Below are 13,531 nucleotides of genomic sequence, written 5' to 3'. Positions count from 1 at the left end.
GCGCAAAACGACGCGAGCCGCTTGCGCTTCACCTTGCGCTGCACAAGATGGCGTCTCCGCTCACAGGGCGTTGGAACACGCTTCGATGATTGGAATGGTGCTCGTTACTCACGGGCTGTTGGCGACCGAGTTCAAGGCCGCCCTGGAGCATGTCGTCGGCCCTCAAAAGCAGGTCGAGACGATTACGATCGGCCCGGAGGACGACATGGAGCTGCGACGCGGCGACATCATGTCCGCCGTCGGTCGGGTCAACTCCGGTCAGGGCGTCGTGGTGCTCACCGACATGTTCGGCGGCACGCCGTCGAACCTTGCCCTGTCATGTATGAACGGCGGCCAGGTCGAGGTGGTCGCCGGAATCAATCTGCCGATGCTGATCAAGCTCGCCAGTGTGCGCGAGGCCGAGAGCCTGGGCGACGCCGTGCTCCATGCGCAGGAGGCGGGCCGCAAGTACATCAACGTCGCCTCGCGGGTTCTTGCGGGCAAGTAATTTGCGGGCAAGTCGCCCGGTCTCACCCCCGCACTGCCTTTTCTTCGCCCCGCTCCCGGCTTAACCACGTCGTCCCGCATCCGGAACGGCGCGCCTCGACGCGCCGCCGGTCCGCACCGAAGCGGCGGGGGAGGGAGTGCCAGGGGCGATGGGAGAGAGCGTGGACGGCGAGATCGAGCCGCAGCCGGAGGTGCCCGAGGGCGGCCTCGTCCGGATCTTGCCGATCATCAACCGCCGCGGCCTGCATGCCCGCGCCTCGGCCAAGTTCGTGCAGACGGTGGAGCGCTTCTCCGCCGCCGTGACGGTGACCCGTGGCGGCGAGACCGTCGGCGGGCGCTCGATCATGGGCCTGCTGACGCTGGGGGCGGCCAAAGGCACCTCCATCGCCGTGGTCGCCGTCGGTGACGACGGGCAAGCCGCCCTCGACGCGATCGCAGCGCTGCTCGCCGACAAGTTCGGAGAGGACGAGTAGTCCTCGCCCGCCCTGTCTCGCGCGGCAAGGCGATCCTGGGCGCGACGGCGCCGGTCCTGCCCGCGAGCGATGGCGTCGCTCATCGCCTTGTACGGTTTCGAGCCAGACCAGCAGCGCGCGTCGTCGCAGGTCGTGAAGCCCTTCGTCAATCTGTCCCGATCCGCTGAGGCGCGGCGCGTAAGATTAGAGCTGACACCCATGTAGAGCGTCCCATCGCGGCACTGTCCATGATGTCGACGACAGGTCGCCGCATCGATCGCGCCTCGGGCCATACCGTTCCCGGTCACAACTCATGCTCACCGCGCTGCCTGAAAGGGGCTGTCGCGGTGTCACACATGGATCCGGGACCCTTTGGCGGCCTGCGGCACTTTTATTCCCCAAGCTCTCCATTTCCTGAAGGGTTCGTTCATCGGGCGTTCCTAGACGAACGGCGATGGTGTGGCTGGAAGCCTGGCCGTTGGACTCGTCCCAGAGTCCTTGCACGCCACCGACGTCGGACAATGCCCTTGAAGATCGCCGTCATCGCCCATCTCAAGTTCCCGATCGGACAGCCCTATCTGGGCGGCCTCGAGATGCACACGCATCACTTGGCCGGCGCGCTGCGCGCCAGGGGCCACCGGGTCACGCTCTTCGCTTCGGAAGGCTCCGATCCGGCGCTGGTGCCCACCCCCGTCTGCCCACCGACCGGCGACGCCCTGGGCGATCCCGTGGCCTGCGAGCGGATCGAGCGCGCCGAACTCGCGGCCTACGAGCGGATCATGGAGGCGATCGCCCGCGGCGGCTTCGACATCGTGCACAACAACAGCCTGCACGACCTGCCGCTGCGCGAGAGCCACACGCTTCCCGTGCCGATGACCACGGCGCTGCACACGCCGCCCTTCGAATCTCTGGCCGAGGGTGTGCGGGCGGCCAAGCCCGGCATGATCTTCGCGGCCGTCTCGCCGTCGCTGGCGCAGGAATGGCAGCCGCTCGTGCCGGACGCCCGCGTCATCGGCAACGGCATCGACCTCTCGACCTTCGCCTTCAGCCCCGAAGCCGACCCGGCAGGATATGTGTTCTGGAGCGGGCGGATCGTGCCGGAGAAGGGCACGCATCTGGCCATCGATGCGGCACGCCGCGCCGGGATCCCCCTGCGCTTTGCCGGCCCGCAGCCGAACCCGCGCTACTGGAACGAGTGGATCGCGCCGCGTCTCGGAGCGGATGCGGCCTATGTCGGCCATCTCTCCCACCGGGAACTGGCGCGCCAGCTCGGCGGCGCGCGGGCGGCCATCGTCTCGCCGCGATGGGAGGAGCCGTTCGGTCTCGTTGTCGCCGAGGCACTGGCTTGCGGCACCCCGGTTGCCGCCTTTGCCCGCGGCGCGATCCCCGACATCGTCGATCGCCTCTCCGGCGCGCTCGCGCCCGCCGACGACGTGGCGGCCCTCGCCCGCGCGATCCAACGCGCCGTCGGCCTCGACCGCCGCGCCTGCCGCCGCCGGGCCGAGACGCTCTACGACGCCCAGGTGATGACCGACGGCTACGAGGAGCTCTTCCGCGAGGTGCTGGCGGGTGCTCCCGCCAACCGCGCCCGCGCCGTCCTGTTCGAACGTCCGGCGGCCTGACACGATGCCCGCGCCCTCCGGCCCGGCCGTCGTCTGCATTCCGGCCCGTAACGAGGCCGAGCGTCTGCCGCGTCTGCTGCGGACACTCGCCGCGCAGGAGGGGTTCTCGACGGGCGCCCCCCTGAAGGTCGTGATCGTCAGCAACAACTGCACCGACGGCACGGTCGAGGCGGTGCGCGCCCTCGAAGGTTCGGGGTCGCTCGACACCCTGGCGCTGCGGTTGATCGAGGCGACCTACGCCCCGTCCGAGGCCCATGTCGGCACCGCCCGCCGCCGCGCCCTCGATGCGGGCGCCGACTGGCTGGAGAGCGAGGGCGCGCCGGACGGCGTGCTGCTCACCACCGATGCCGACGCGCGGCTCGCGCCCGGCTGGGTCGCGGCGAACCTACGCGCCTTGGAGAACGCCGAGATCGTCGGCGGCCGGCTGGTGATCGACGACGAGGGCGCCGCGGACTCCGCGCTCAGCGCCTTCCACGCCCAGGTCGAGCGCTACTGGTCGGGCGTGCGCACACTGGAAGACGCCCTCGATCCGCCGCCCCACGATCCGGCGCCGCGCCACGGCGACCATACCGGTGGAAGCCTCGCGCTCCGGGCCTCGCTCTACCGCGCCGTCGGCGGCCTGCCCGCGCTGCCCCGCGGCGAGGACAACGCCCTCGTCACCGCCGTCCAGCGGGCCGGCGGGCGCCTGCGCCACTGCCCCGACGTATCGGTGCTCGTCTCCGCCCGCACCGCCGGGCGCGCCGAGGGCGGCATGGCGACCGAGATGCTGCGCCGTGCCCGCGTCGTGCGCGAAAGCGAGGCCTACCGGTTGCCGGTGGCCGCCCACTGGCAGCGGATCATCCTGCGCCGGGCCGCTTTGCGCCGCACCTATCGCGAGGGCGCCGCGCCGGCCGCCCTTCACGCGCTCGGGCTCGACGCGGACGACCTCGCCGTCATCGACGTCGCAGCCTGCCCCAACGACATCGCCTTCGTGGAGCGGGCCCATGCCCGCCTGGACGCGCGGGACGGCCCCGCGCCGGAATGCGGCCTCGACGAGGCGCTGGCGGCGCTCGCCGATCTCGCGGCAGCCGTGCGGCACGACAGAGCGGCCTGAGGCCGGCCTATCGAAACGCTCTCCGCTTCGCGCCGCACTTTTCTCGGAGCCCGAATGACGCGTCCGGTCGGCTACTACGTCCACCATCAGGGCGCCGGGCATCTTCAGCGGGCGATCGCGCTCGCACGGGCGCTCGACGCGTTTGGGCGGCCCTGCACGCTGATGGGCAGCTTTGCCGGCCTCGACGTCTCGGGCGCGCCGGGCCCCGTCCTCGACCTGCCCGACGACCGCCTCGACCGGAGCTTCGACGGGCAGGACGGCGCGGGGCAGCGACCCGAATGCTTCCACTACGTGCCACTGAACCATCCCGGCATCCGCGCGCGGATGGGCCGGATCGCCGCCTGGGCGGCGGAGAACGACCCGGCGCTGATCGTCGTCGATGTCTCGGCCGAGGTGGCTCTACTGGCCCGTCTCCTTTCGGTGCCGAGCCTCGTCGTGCGGCTGTCCGGCACCCGCACGGACCGGCCGCATCTGGAAGCGTTCCGCGCTGCCTCGCGCCTGCTCGCGCCCTTCCCCGAAGCGCTCGACGGCGGCGATATGCCGGCCTGGGTGCGCGAGAAGACGCTCTACGGCGGCTTCCTCGGGGGAATGCCCGCGATGGCGGTGCCGGAGGAGGATGGGCGCATCGTCGTGGTGTTCGGGCGCGGCGGCGAGGGCGGGCGGATGGATGTACTCGCTCAGGCCGCTGACGCCGTGCCGGACCGAGCTTGGCACGTGCTCGGGCCGGTCACTGGCATAGGCGCGGTTCCGAAAAATCTGCACCTGCACGGCTGGGTCACGGATGTGCACCCGCACCTCGCCTCCGCCGCCCTCGTGGTCGGGGGCGCGGGCGACGGGCTCGTCACCGCGGTGGCAGGTCTCGGCAAGCGCTTCCTGTGCCTGCCCGAGCCGCGTGCCTACGACGAGCAAGCGGCCAAGGCGGAGGCGCTGGAGCGGCTCGGCGCGGCCGTCGTCCATCGCGGCTGGCCGGACACCGCCGCGTGGGCCGGCCTCGTCGCCCGCGGCCTCGCCCTCGATCCGGGCATCGTTCGGCGCCTTGCCGCGCCCGATGCGCTCGCACGCACGGCCACCGCGATCGAGGCCCTATGCCGGAGCGCGGACTGACCGGCGTCCCGCATCGGCTCCGGCGGCCGGCGCCCGTTCGAGCCGAGCCGGTCGGCGCTGGGGCGTGACGCTTCAAACCTTAGAGCATCGTCCCGAAAGGTGGCCGCCGGCTTGCGGAAAAGACGATGCCTTAGGATGCAGCCGCTGAGGGGATCGACGGGATCCGCGCCCCCCAAAAGACCGCTCAGAACGGCCGCTCCGGGGGCACGCGCGCGGCGGCGATCTCCTCCGGGCTCGGGCCGCGCAGGAGGGTGATGTCGGGCTCGCGGCTCTCGCCGATCAGGCCGAGCCGGGCGAAGGCGTCGAGCCAGCCGTCCATCGGCCAGAGCCCGTGCCGGGCGCGGAAGCGGCGGGCGTTGCGGACGATGTTGGCGAAATGCTGGAGCGGCGGGTCGCAGGAGAGGTGGTGTTGGTGGAAGGCCGGGGGGGCGCCCGCCAGCAGCACCGGCACGCCGATCTCGGCCGCGCGGAAGGCGAGATCGGTATCCTCGGCGCCGTAGCCGTCATAGCCCTCGTCGAACCCGCCGAGCCGGTCGTAGGTCGAGGCGCGCACCGCGAAGGCGAGCGACCAGAACAGGCCGGGATTCTTCGTCTCCGCCACGCCGCCGTCCGGAAAATTTCGGGTCGGGTGGAGGAGGCCGGCCTGCAGGAGGTCGGCTTCCCGCCAGCCGTCCTGCACCGCACCCGCGGGCAGGTAGCGGATCGGCCCGCAGACGAGGCCGTCATGCGCGCGTGCGGCTGCAGCCAGCGCCGGAACGAGGCCGGCGGAGGGAATGCAATCGACGTCGAGGAAGACGAGGATGTCGCCGAAGGCCGCCGCCCGGCCGGCATTGCGCGCCGCGGCGAGCGGCAGGCCGGCACTCGGGAAATCAACTTGCCGCAGCGGGAACGGCGTCGCCGGCAGCGGCTCGGGGGCGGGGGCCATCTGGACGACGACGCATTCGGCCGGAGCAGGCCCGCGGGCGAGCCCCTCGATCAGTCGGGCAAGATGGGCGTCGCGCCCCTTGTTGAGCGTGACGACGCTGATGGTACTCACGGGGATTCCGGTCCGGGCCAAGCTTTAAGGGCGTACCCGTCCTGCCAGCCTCAACCTGAAACCCGGATGAAGAGGATCAGCGCAGCGCGATGTACCACTCGTGCGGGCCGCAGAGCCGGTCGATCATCGCCGGCTGCAACTGGAAGCCGGACGGATCGTCCGCGATCAGCCCGGAGACCTGCGAGGCGTGCGCCTCCACCGCCCGGCGCTTGGCCGCGCGCTCGTCCTCCACCGCGAGGCGGTAGCCGTCGGGCGCCGGCCCGACCTCGCGCTCCGGCGGCAGGGTCCAGCCCCAGACCGGGTAGGCATAGGCCGCGATGCCGGGAAGCCGGGCCCGGGCGAGGCCGACGATGGCAGCCGAGGCGGTATGGTCGCAATGGGGATCGTGCCGCCACGTCACGAACAGGGCGCTCGCCCCGGCGTCTCGGGCGATGGCGGCGACCCGGTCCGCCGCCGCCTCGGCGCCCGCGCCCTCGCTCGGCACGCCGCCATCGGGCAGGCGCAGGAAGCGGACATGCTCGGCCGCCAGCCCGAGTTCGGCCATCGCCGCCACGGTCTCGGCCTCGCGAAGATCCCGCAGGCGGTCGTGCGGATAGGTCTTGGAGTTCGGGTGCGAGCCGCAGCCGTTGCTGACGATGACGACGCGGACAGGGCGGCCCTCTCGCACGGCCTGCGCGATCAGCCCGCCGCAGCCGAGGCTTTCATCATCGGGGTGGGGCGCGACCACGACGAGGCCGCCTCCGTCCGGCACCAGGGTGGCGAGCGGGGCGACGGGCAGGGCCTTCACGGCCTCGAGGAAGGCATCGGCACGCATGGGAAGCCTCCTAGAACATCGTCCCGAAAGGTGATCATCGCTTTCGGAAAAAGACGAGGATGAAAACAAGACACTGAAGTCTGGTCCTGGATCCGATATACTGGACCATGCTTCAGTCCGCTCGCGCGGCGAGGTAGCGCGCAAATCCTTTGGCGCGCAGATCGCAGGCCGGGCAGGTGCCGCAGCCGTAGCCCCAGGCGTGGCGTGCGCCGCGCTCGCCGAGATAGCAGGTATGGCTCTCCTCGACGACGAGATCCACGAGCGCCCGCCCGCCCAGAGTCTCAGCCAGCGCCCAGGTCTGCGCCTTGTCGATCCACATCAGGGGCGTGTGCAGCACGAAGCGGCGCTCCATGCCGAGATTGAGCGCGACCTGCAGCGCCTTGATCGTGTCGTCGCGGCAATCGGGATAGCCCGAGTAATCGGTCTCGCACATGCCGCCGACGATGTGGCGCAGGCCCCGGCGGTAGGCGAGCGCGGCGGCGAAGGTGAGGAAGGCGAGGTTGCGGCCGGGCACGAAGGTGTTGGGCAGACCGTCTTTTGCCAGCGCGATCGCGCTGTCGCGGGTCAGCGCCGTGTCGGAGATCTCGCCGAGTGCGGCCAGCGCCAGCGTGTGATCCGGCCCGAGCCGGCCTCCCCAGGCCGGATCGAGGGCGGTCAAGCCCTGCCGCAGGGCCTCGCGCCGATCGAGTTCGACCCGGTGGCGCTGGCCGTAATCGAAGCCGAGCGTCTCCACATGCGGGAAGCGGTCGAGCGCCCAGGCGAGGCAGGTCGCCGAATCCTGGCCGCCGGAGAACAGCACCAGCGCACCGGCCTCACCGCCCGCCACGGCGTCCTCCGGCACCGTCACTCGCCCTCGTACTCGGCCCAGGAATAGGGCGTCTCGAAGATCCGCACGCTGGAAAGCCCCGGAATCGCCGGCTTGGCCCGATGCCAGATCCAGGCCGCGATATGCTCGGCGGTGGGGTTCTCCAGCCCCTCGATCTCGTTGAGGCAATGGTGGTCGAGCCGCTCCAGGAGCGGGGCGAAGGCGCTCTCGATATCGTAGAAATCGACCACCCAACCGCTCGTCGGATCGACCGCGCCCGCCACCGTCAGCTCCACGCGGTAGGAATGCCCGTGCATGCGGTGGCAGCGGTGGGTCTCGGGCACGTTCGGCAGGCGGTGGGCCGCCTCGAAGGTGAAGGCCTGGGTGATCTTCATCGCGGGATCTTCACGAGGTCCGGAACGGTCCCGCCGCGGAGGGCGCAGCGGGTTGACGGTGGCCGGCGGGCACACCGAGATCGTGGATATGTCACCACATCGGCCGAAATGCACCCTCTATCCGGAGGCCGCGGCCTTTCCCGGGTCATCGCAGAGCGAGCGCCGCAAGATCCAGAAGGCTATGCAGCGGGAAACCGTCCGATGCTCTTCCCACCGGAACGAAGACAGGCCGATCACGGCCGGAGAGCTGAAACGGGACCAGACGGACGGCCCGACTCAGCCTTTACGGATCGGCCGCAGCGGGCCGTTGAAGGGGCCCGGCTTCATGCCGTGTTCGCGGGCGCGCTCCGCGATCAGGGCTTGTCCGCCGAGCAGGGAGGCGATCGGCGCGGATTGCATCTCGACGCTGTTGAGGGCGTGCCCGATCTGCCGCCCCTCCCACCACAGCTCGGCGAAGAGAACGGCGAGGAGCCCGAGCAGCCCCCAGGTCATGAGATCCCAGCCGAGGATGTAGACGCCGTAGGGCGGCGACAGCGCGGTCCCGAGATACGACAGGCCGATCGCCGCCGCGAAGCCGAGGATGAGGATCAGGGGCAGGCGGATCATCAGGCGCCGGTAGTGGCGCAGGGCGCGGTTGAGTTCCTCGATGGAGGAGTGATCGAGCCTGAGCGCCAGGGAGTCGGGCGTCGTGGAATCAGGCAGCATCGAGCGTCCTTCTGCCGTATGGGAGCCGGCCGGAGCCGGCCGCGCTTGCGTGCGAAGGTGGTCGAGGCGGATGGGAGATGCAACCGCCGGCCGCATCGGTTCGGTCGGCCCACGCATCTCCTCCGACGACCGGAAGCCGCCTTTGGGACGGTGCCGTCACGGAATTCCGATGATCTTATGCGTCTGAAGGGAGAGCCGCCAGCGGGCGTTCGCCCGGCAATAGGCCACCGCCGCCGCGGTGTGGGCGGCGGCCTCCGGCCCATCCATCGGCTGCAGGAAGTGATGCCGGAAGGGCAGATCCGAAAAGCGCTCCGGCGCGGCCTCGGCCTCTGCCTGAGGGAAGACGAGCTTCAACTCGTCGCCCGAGGTCTGGACCAGCGGGTTGCCGGCCTTGGGGCTGACGCAGATCCAGTCGATGCCGGCCGGCGCGGGAAGCGTCCCGTTGGTCTCCACCGCGACCTCGAAGCCGCGGGCATGGACGGCGGCGATCAAGACCTCGTCGAGTTGCAGCAGCGGCTCGCCGCCGGTGAACACGACGTAGCGGTTGGCTCCGCCCCCGGCCCAGGTCGCGGCGATGGCGTCGGCCAGGATCTCGGCCGAGGCGAAGCGCCCGCCACCCTCTCCGTCCATCCCGACGAAATCGGTGTCGCAGAAGCGGCAGGCGGCGCCTGCCCGGTCCTCCTCGCGGCCGGACCAGAGATTGCAGCCGGAAAACCGGCAGAACACCGACGCGCGCCCGGCCTGGGCGCCCTCACCCTGAAGTGTGTGGAAGAGTTCCTTGACCGCGTAGGACATCGTCGCGCTTTTCTGCCAGGACTTGCCCTTACCCCTGTGAGGCGCGGAAGACCAAGCGGTGCAGGATTTCGCGGAACGCAACCCTGATCGGAAGCGTATCCGTGGGCAAACGCCCCGCTCTGCCATGCTCTCGCCACGGAGGGCACGTTGATGAACGGGTCTCCTCGATCCGACCCTGTCCGGGTGCGTCCCTCGCGAACGCCCGGAGCCGGCAACGGAATTCCTGCTCCCCGGCGTCCCGCGCCCTCCCACCCTTTCGAGATTGGCCCGATGGTGAACCGTGTTTGGGGACGGCTGATCGGCTCGCTCGCCGCCCTCGGCCTGATGGCGGGGGCGGCCTCGGCGGTGACGGCACCGATCCTCGTCGTCGATGCCGAGTCCGGCAAGGTGATCTACAGCCAGGGCGCGACCGACCCCTGGTATCCGGCCTCGATCACCAAGCTGATGACCACCTACGTCGCCCTCGACATGGTGCGCCAGGGCAAGGTCTCGCTCGACACGCTGCTGACGGTCTCGCCGGCGGCGGCCGCCGAGCCGCCCTCGAAGATGGGCTTCAAGCCGGGCACGCAGATCACCCTCGACAACGCCCTCAAGATCATCATGGTCAAGTCGGCCAACGACGTGTCCTGGGTCATCGGCGAGGGGCTCGGCGGCTCCGTCGAGGGCTTCGCGGACATGATGAACGAGACCGCGCACCGGATCGGCATGCGCGAGAGCCGTTGGTACAACCCCAACGGCCTGCCCGAGCCGCGGCAATGGACCAGCGCCCGCGACATGGCGATCCTGGCGCGCGCGCTGATGCGCGACTTCCCCAACCAGCAGGCCCTGTTCTCGATCTCGGCGATCCAGTTCGGCAAGTCGGTCATGGCCAACCACAACGGCCTGCTCGGGCGCTACCCCGGGGCCGACGGCATGAAGACCGGCTTCATCTGCTCGGGCGGCTTCAACGTGGTGGCGACCGCGACCCGCGGGGGCCGGCGCATCATCACCGTGGTGATGGGCCAGCCGAGCGCGCGCGAGCGCGACATCAAGGCCGCCGACCTGTTCGATTACGGCTTCGGCCAGTCGGCGGGCTGGACTGCGCCGACGCTCGAATCACTGCCGCCCTCCAACGTCGCCGCCCCGCCGGACATGCGGCCCTACATCTGTGACAAGCGCAAGCCGATGCCGGTGGACGAGGGCCCCGGCGCGCTGACCGCGAGCGGTCCCGGCGCCAACAGCGCCGCCACGCAGCTCCTCGGCTCGGCGACCCCGGACGCCACCAACCTCGCCTTCGCCGCGCTCAGCAGCGCCAACGTCCGCGGGCGCACCCTGCCGCCGCGGGCGCCGCTTCAGCCGATCCCGGTCTGGATCGGCAGCAGCCCCACGGAAGGCGCCATGGCTTTGGCCCGCGAGGAACAGGAGGCGCAGGCTTCCAAGCAGGCGGCGCGCCAAGCCGCGCAGGAGGCCGCCCAGCGCAAGCGTGCGGAAGCCAAGGCCACCAAGGACGCGGCCCGAGAGGCCGCCAAGCAGGCCGCCTCGGAGAAGGCTGCCAAGGCCCGCGCCGCCGCCGTGACCGCGCCCAAGCCGGCCACGAAAATCGCCGGCCCCAAGAACGTGCCTGCCACGACCAGTGCCTATACGGCGGTGGAGCCCGCTTCGAAGGCAGCCGCGAAGCCGGCGCACAAGCCGGCCGCCAAGAAGCCCGAGGCGGCCAAGCCTGAAGCAGCCAAGCCTGCCGCCAAGAAGGCGGATAAGAAGCCCGCCAAGGCGAAGAACGACGAGTCGTAAGGGGTTTTCGAAAGCCCCCGGCATCGTCATATCGTCACCGAGACGCGCTGCGGTGACGGCTGATCCCCTCGCCCCTGCCGGGGAGAGGGGGGAGATCCCGAGCGGCTCGGACTTCGAAAGCCGCTTCACGATGCTCCAGACCGAAGAACCCGGCCGCCCCGCACCGATCCCGCTCACCGTGCTCACGGGGTTTCTGGGCGCGGGCAAGACCACGCTGCTGAACCGCCTCCTCGGTGATCCGGCGCTCGCCGACACGGTGGTGATCGTCAACGAGTTCGGCGAGATCGGGCTCGATCACCTGCTGATCGAGACCGTCGACGAGGGGATGATCCTGCTCGGCGCCGGCTGCCTGTGCTGCACCGTGCGCGGCGACCTGATCTCGACGCTCGAAGACCTCCTGCGCCGCCGCGACAACGGCCGCATCAACCCGTTCCGCCGAGTGGTGATCGAGACCACCGGCCTCGCCGACCCGGCGCCGATCCTCCACGCGCTGATCTACCACCCCTATCTCGCGATCCGCTTCCAATTGCAGGGCGTGGTGACCGTGATCGATGCGGTCAACGGCGCCGGCACCCTCGACGCGCACGGCGAGGCGCTGCGGCAGGCGGCGGTCGCCGACCATCTCGTGGTGACCAAGGCCGACCTGCCCGGCGCCGCGGCGGAGGCACTGACCCGCCGGCTCGCTTCCCTCAATCCGGGCGCCCGGATCCACGGGCCCGACGTGCCGGCCGAGCGCCTGCTCGGCGGCCTGTTCGGCCTCGAAGGCAAGGGGGACGACGTGCGCGCGTGGCTCGGCGCGGAAGACCGCGCGCACGGCCATCACCACGATCACGGCCATCACCATCACGACGTGAACCGGCACGACGCGGCGATCCGCGCCTTTCACCTCACCAGCGACGAGCCGGTGCCGCGCCCGGCCTTCGAGATGTTCCTGGATCTCATGCGTTCGGCGCACGGGCCGAAGCTCCTGCGCCTCAAGGGCCTCGTGGCGCTCGCCGACGATCCCGGGCGGCCGGTCGTGGTGCACGGGGTGCAGCACGTCGTCCACGCGCCGGTGACGCTGCCAGCCTGGCCCGATGCGGATCGCCGTTCACGGCTCGTGCTGATCGTGCGCGATCTCGACCCCGCCTTCGTCCGCCGGATCTGGGACGCCTTCCTCGGCAAGCCCGCCCTGGACACGCCGGACCGGGCCGCGCTCACCGACAATCCGCTGGCGATCCCGGGGGGATAGGGGGCGACGTCCTTCGTCCCGGCGACGTGTCCGGCGTTCACGCGGACGGCTCGTCGGGATGCGACAGCTTTCTCCGGCTCACCTTGCCGTCCGGATTGCTTAGGCCGAAGCCGTGCCACGTCGCGTGAAGCCGCGCGGCACCCTCATAGCTCGCTCGGAGACGGTTTCGGCGTTGCGTTGTTCGGGAGCGATCAGTCGAGATGGTCGCCGTAGCGCTGCACGTGATCGGCGAGGCCGAGGCCGTGGTCGCGCACGAGGCGCTCGGCGCGCTCCGCGTCGCGGGCTTCCAGCGCCTCGATGATCCGCACGTGCTCCTCGATCGACTTCGAGGCGCGGTCGCCCTGGCGGAGCGCCGTGTTGCGGATGCCGCGCACGTGCATCAAGAGGTTGCTGGTCAGGTCTGTGATCACCGCGCTGTGGCCGAGGGCGATGATCTTCTGATGGAAGCGGATGTTGGCTTCCGAGTACTCGTCGAGATGCTCGTAGGGCTGCCCGTCGAAGAACTCGGGGAAGGAGCGGCGCAGGCAGGCCAGATCCTCGTCCGAGGCCGCGGTGCAGGCGAGCCGTGCCGCCATGCTCTCCAGCGCCGCCCAGGCCTGGATCATGCCGACGATCTCGCGCTTCGTCTTCTTGACGACGAACACGCCGCGCCGGGGCTCGTTACGCACGAAGCCTTCCTGCTCCAGCACCGTCAGCGCCTCGCGGATCGGCGTGCGGCTCACGCCCAGCGTCTGCGACAGGCCGCGCTCATCGAGCCGCACATCCCCGGTCTGGCCGTAGATGTCCATGTTGGTGATGGCGGATTTCAGCGCCTCGTAGGCCAGCGTTCGCAGGCTCGTCGCCGGAACGATCGGCTTGATCGAGAGATTTTCCATCACTTCGGATCGACCTTGATGCCGATGGGGTTGCGGGTCCGGAGTGGAAACATCGAGCCGCGGGAGCATGGCGTCTCATCCTTCGGAAGACAAGGCAGCCCGCACTCCGGTATCCCGGCTCTTCCCGCGGAATCCGCACGAGAACGTTCGGATTTCCGGTCTCCGACCCGAAATGTTGACCTCTGGCATCTGGTATGCCAGAAGAAAATCGGGGAGTCGATGCCGGCGGCATTCGCCGGGTGCAGGGCAGCCTCGATGATGATGCCCTGAGCTGCGCTCAAGTCGCGCACGCCAGCCGAACCGGAGCCCACGACCGGCACGGATCCCCGCGGGCGCACCCGGCCGACG

General features: G+C 70.4%; 14 protein-coding genes. 7 read left to right on the top strand and 7 right to left on the bottom strand.

Features of this window, described 5'->3' with window-relative positions:
• Positions 1 to 85: 85 nt before the first annotated feature.
• The 5 genes from MKK50_RS13975 (at position 86) to MKK50_RS13955 (ending at position 4,757) form a co-directional block, all read left to right on the top strand.
• On the top strand, positions 86 to 487 hold the full coding sequence (locus MKK50_RS13975) for a PTS sugar transporter subunit IIA (RefSeq protein WP_003606016.1): 402 nt from the start codon (positions 86 to 88) through the stop codon (positions 485 to 487).
• 148 nt (positions 488 to 635) lie between these two features.
• On the top strand, positions 636 to 959 hold the full coding sequence (locus tag MKK50_RS13970) for an HPr family phosphocarrier protein (RefSeq protein WP_253373825.1): 324 nt from the start codon (positions 636 to 638) through the stop codon (positions 957 to 959).
• Positions 960 to 1,465: 506 nt separating this feature from the next.
• Entirely contained in the window at positions 1,466 to 2,560 is a 1,095-nt protein-coding gene (locus MKK50_RS13965) for a glycosyltransferase family 4 protein (protein ID WP_499023100.1), read from the top strand.
• A gap of 4 nt (positions 2,561 to 2,564) precedes the next feature.
• A complete protein-coding gene (locus MKK50_RS13960; protein ID WP_499023096.1) occupies positions 2,565 to 3,653 on the top strand; it encodes a glycosyltransferase family 2 protein in 1,089 nt (362 codons plus the stop codon).
• Positions 3,654 to 3,707: 54 nt separating this feature from the next.
• Positions 3,708 to 4,757, top strand: coding sequence for a glycosyltransferase (locus MKK50_RS13955; RefSeq protein WP_499023094.1), 1,050 nt, complete (start codon positions 3,708 to 3,710; stop codon positions 4,755 to 4,757).
• 184 nt (positions 4,758 to 4,941) lie between these two features.
• Here MKK50_RS13955 and MKK50_RS13950 read toward each other — a convergent pair whose 3' ends face one another.
• The 6 genes from MKK50_RS13950 to queE form a co-directional block, all read right to left on the bottom strand.
• Positions 4,942 to 5,793, bottom strand: a complete 852-nt coding sequence (locus MKK50_RS13950; RefSeq protein ID WP_499023092.1) for a glycosyltransferase family 2 protein — start codon at positions 5,791 to 5,793, stop codon at positions 4,942 to 4,944.
• Positions 5,794 to 5,869: 76 nt separating this feature from the next.
• Positions 5,870 to 6,607 carry a PIG-L deacetylase family protein gene (locus MKK50_RS13945; protein ID WP_499023090.1) on the bottom strand — a complete coding sequence of 246 codons (738 nt, stop codon included), beginning with the start codon at positions 6,605 to 6,607 and terminating at the stop codon, positions 5,870 to 5,872.
• A 112-nt stretch (positions 6,608 to 6,719) separates the two neighbouring features.
• Positions 6,720 to 7,448, bottom strand: a complete 729-nt coding sequence (gene queC / locus MKK50_RS13940; RefSeq protein ID WP_499023087.1) for a 7-cyano-7-deazaguanine synthase QueC — start codon at positions 7,446 to 7,448, stop codon at positions 6,720 to 6,722.
• A gap of 2 nt (positions 7,449 to 7,450) precedes the next feature.
• The gene (queD, locus tag MKK50_RS13935; protein WP_499023085.1) at positions 7,451 to 7,807 is read right to left on the bottom strand and encodes a 6-carboxytetrahydropterin synthase QueD; all 357 of its coding nucleotides are present in this window, start codon (positions 7,805 to 7,807) and stop codon (positions 7,451 to 7,453) included.
• Between the two features lie 276 nt (positions 7,808 to 8,083).
• Positions 8,084 to 8,512, bottom strand: coding sequence for an ABC transporter ATP-binding protein (locus MKK50_RS13930; protein WP_499023083.1), 429 nt, complete (start codon positions 8,510 to 8,512; stop codon positions 8,084 to 8,086).
• A 156-nt stretch (positions 8,513 to 8,668) separates the two neighbouring features.
• The gene (gene queE / locus MKK50_RS13925; protein ID WP_499023080.1) at positions 8,669 to 9,307 is read right to left on the bottom strand and encodes a 7-carboxy-7-deazaguanine synthase; all 639 of its coding nucleotides are present in this window, start codon (positions 9,305 to 9,307) and stop codon (positions 8,669 to 8,671) included.
• 270 nt (positions 9,308 to 9,577) lie between these two features.
• Here queE and MKK50_RS13920 point away from each other — a divergent pair, with 270 nt between their 5' ends.
• Both MKK50_RS13920 and MKK50_RS13915 read left to right on the top strand, forming a co-directional pair.
• Positions 9,578 to 11,077, top strand: coding sequence for a D-alanyl-D-alanine carboxypeptidase family protein (locus MKK50_RS13920; RefSeq protein WP_499023078.1), 1,500 nt, complete (start codon positions 9,578 to 9,580; stop codon positions 11,075 to 11,077).
• A 130-nt stretch (positions 11,078 to 11,207) separates the two neighbouring features.
• Positions 11,208 to 12,308 (top strand): CobW family GTP-binding protein, encoded by a 1,101-nt coding sequence (locus MKK50_RS13915; RefSeq protein WP_499023191.1) that lies wholly within the window; start codon positions 11,208 to 11,210, stop codon positions 12,306 to 12,308.
• Positions 12,309 to 12,499: 191 nt separating this feature from the next.
• Here MKK50_RS13915 and MKK50_RS13910 read toward each other — a convergent pair whose 3' ends face one another.
• Complete coding sequence (locus MKK50_RS13910) at positions 12,500 to 13,183, bottom strand: GntR family transcriptional regulator (protein ID WP_060768881.1); 684 nt, start codon at positions 13,181 to 13,183, stop codon at positions 12,500 to 12,502.
• Between the last annotated feature and the right edge of the window lie 348 nt (positions 13,184 to 13,531).

Source organism: Methylobacterium sp. J-043 (assembly GCF_022829505.1).
Taxonomy (GTDB): Bacteria; Pseudomonadota; Alphaproteobacteria; order Rhizobiales; family Beijerinckiaceae; genus Methylobacterium; species Methylobacterium extorquens_A.
Note: the sequence above shows the minus strand (reverse complement) of the source record. Positions and strands in the feature narration are given on the sequence as shown.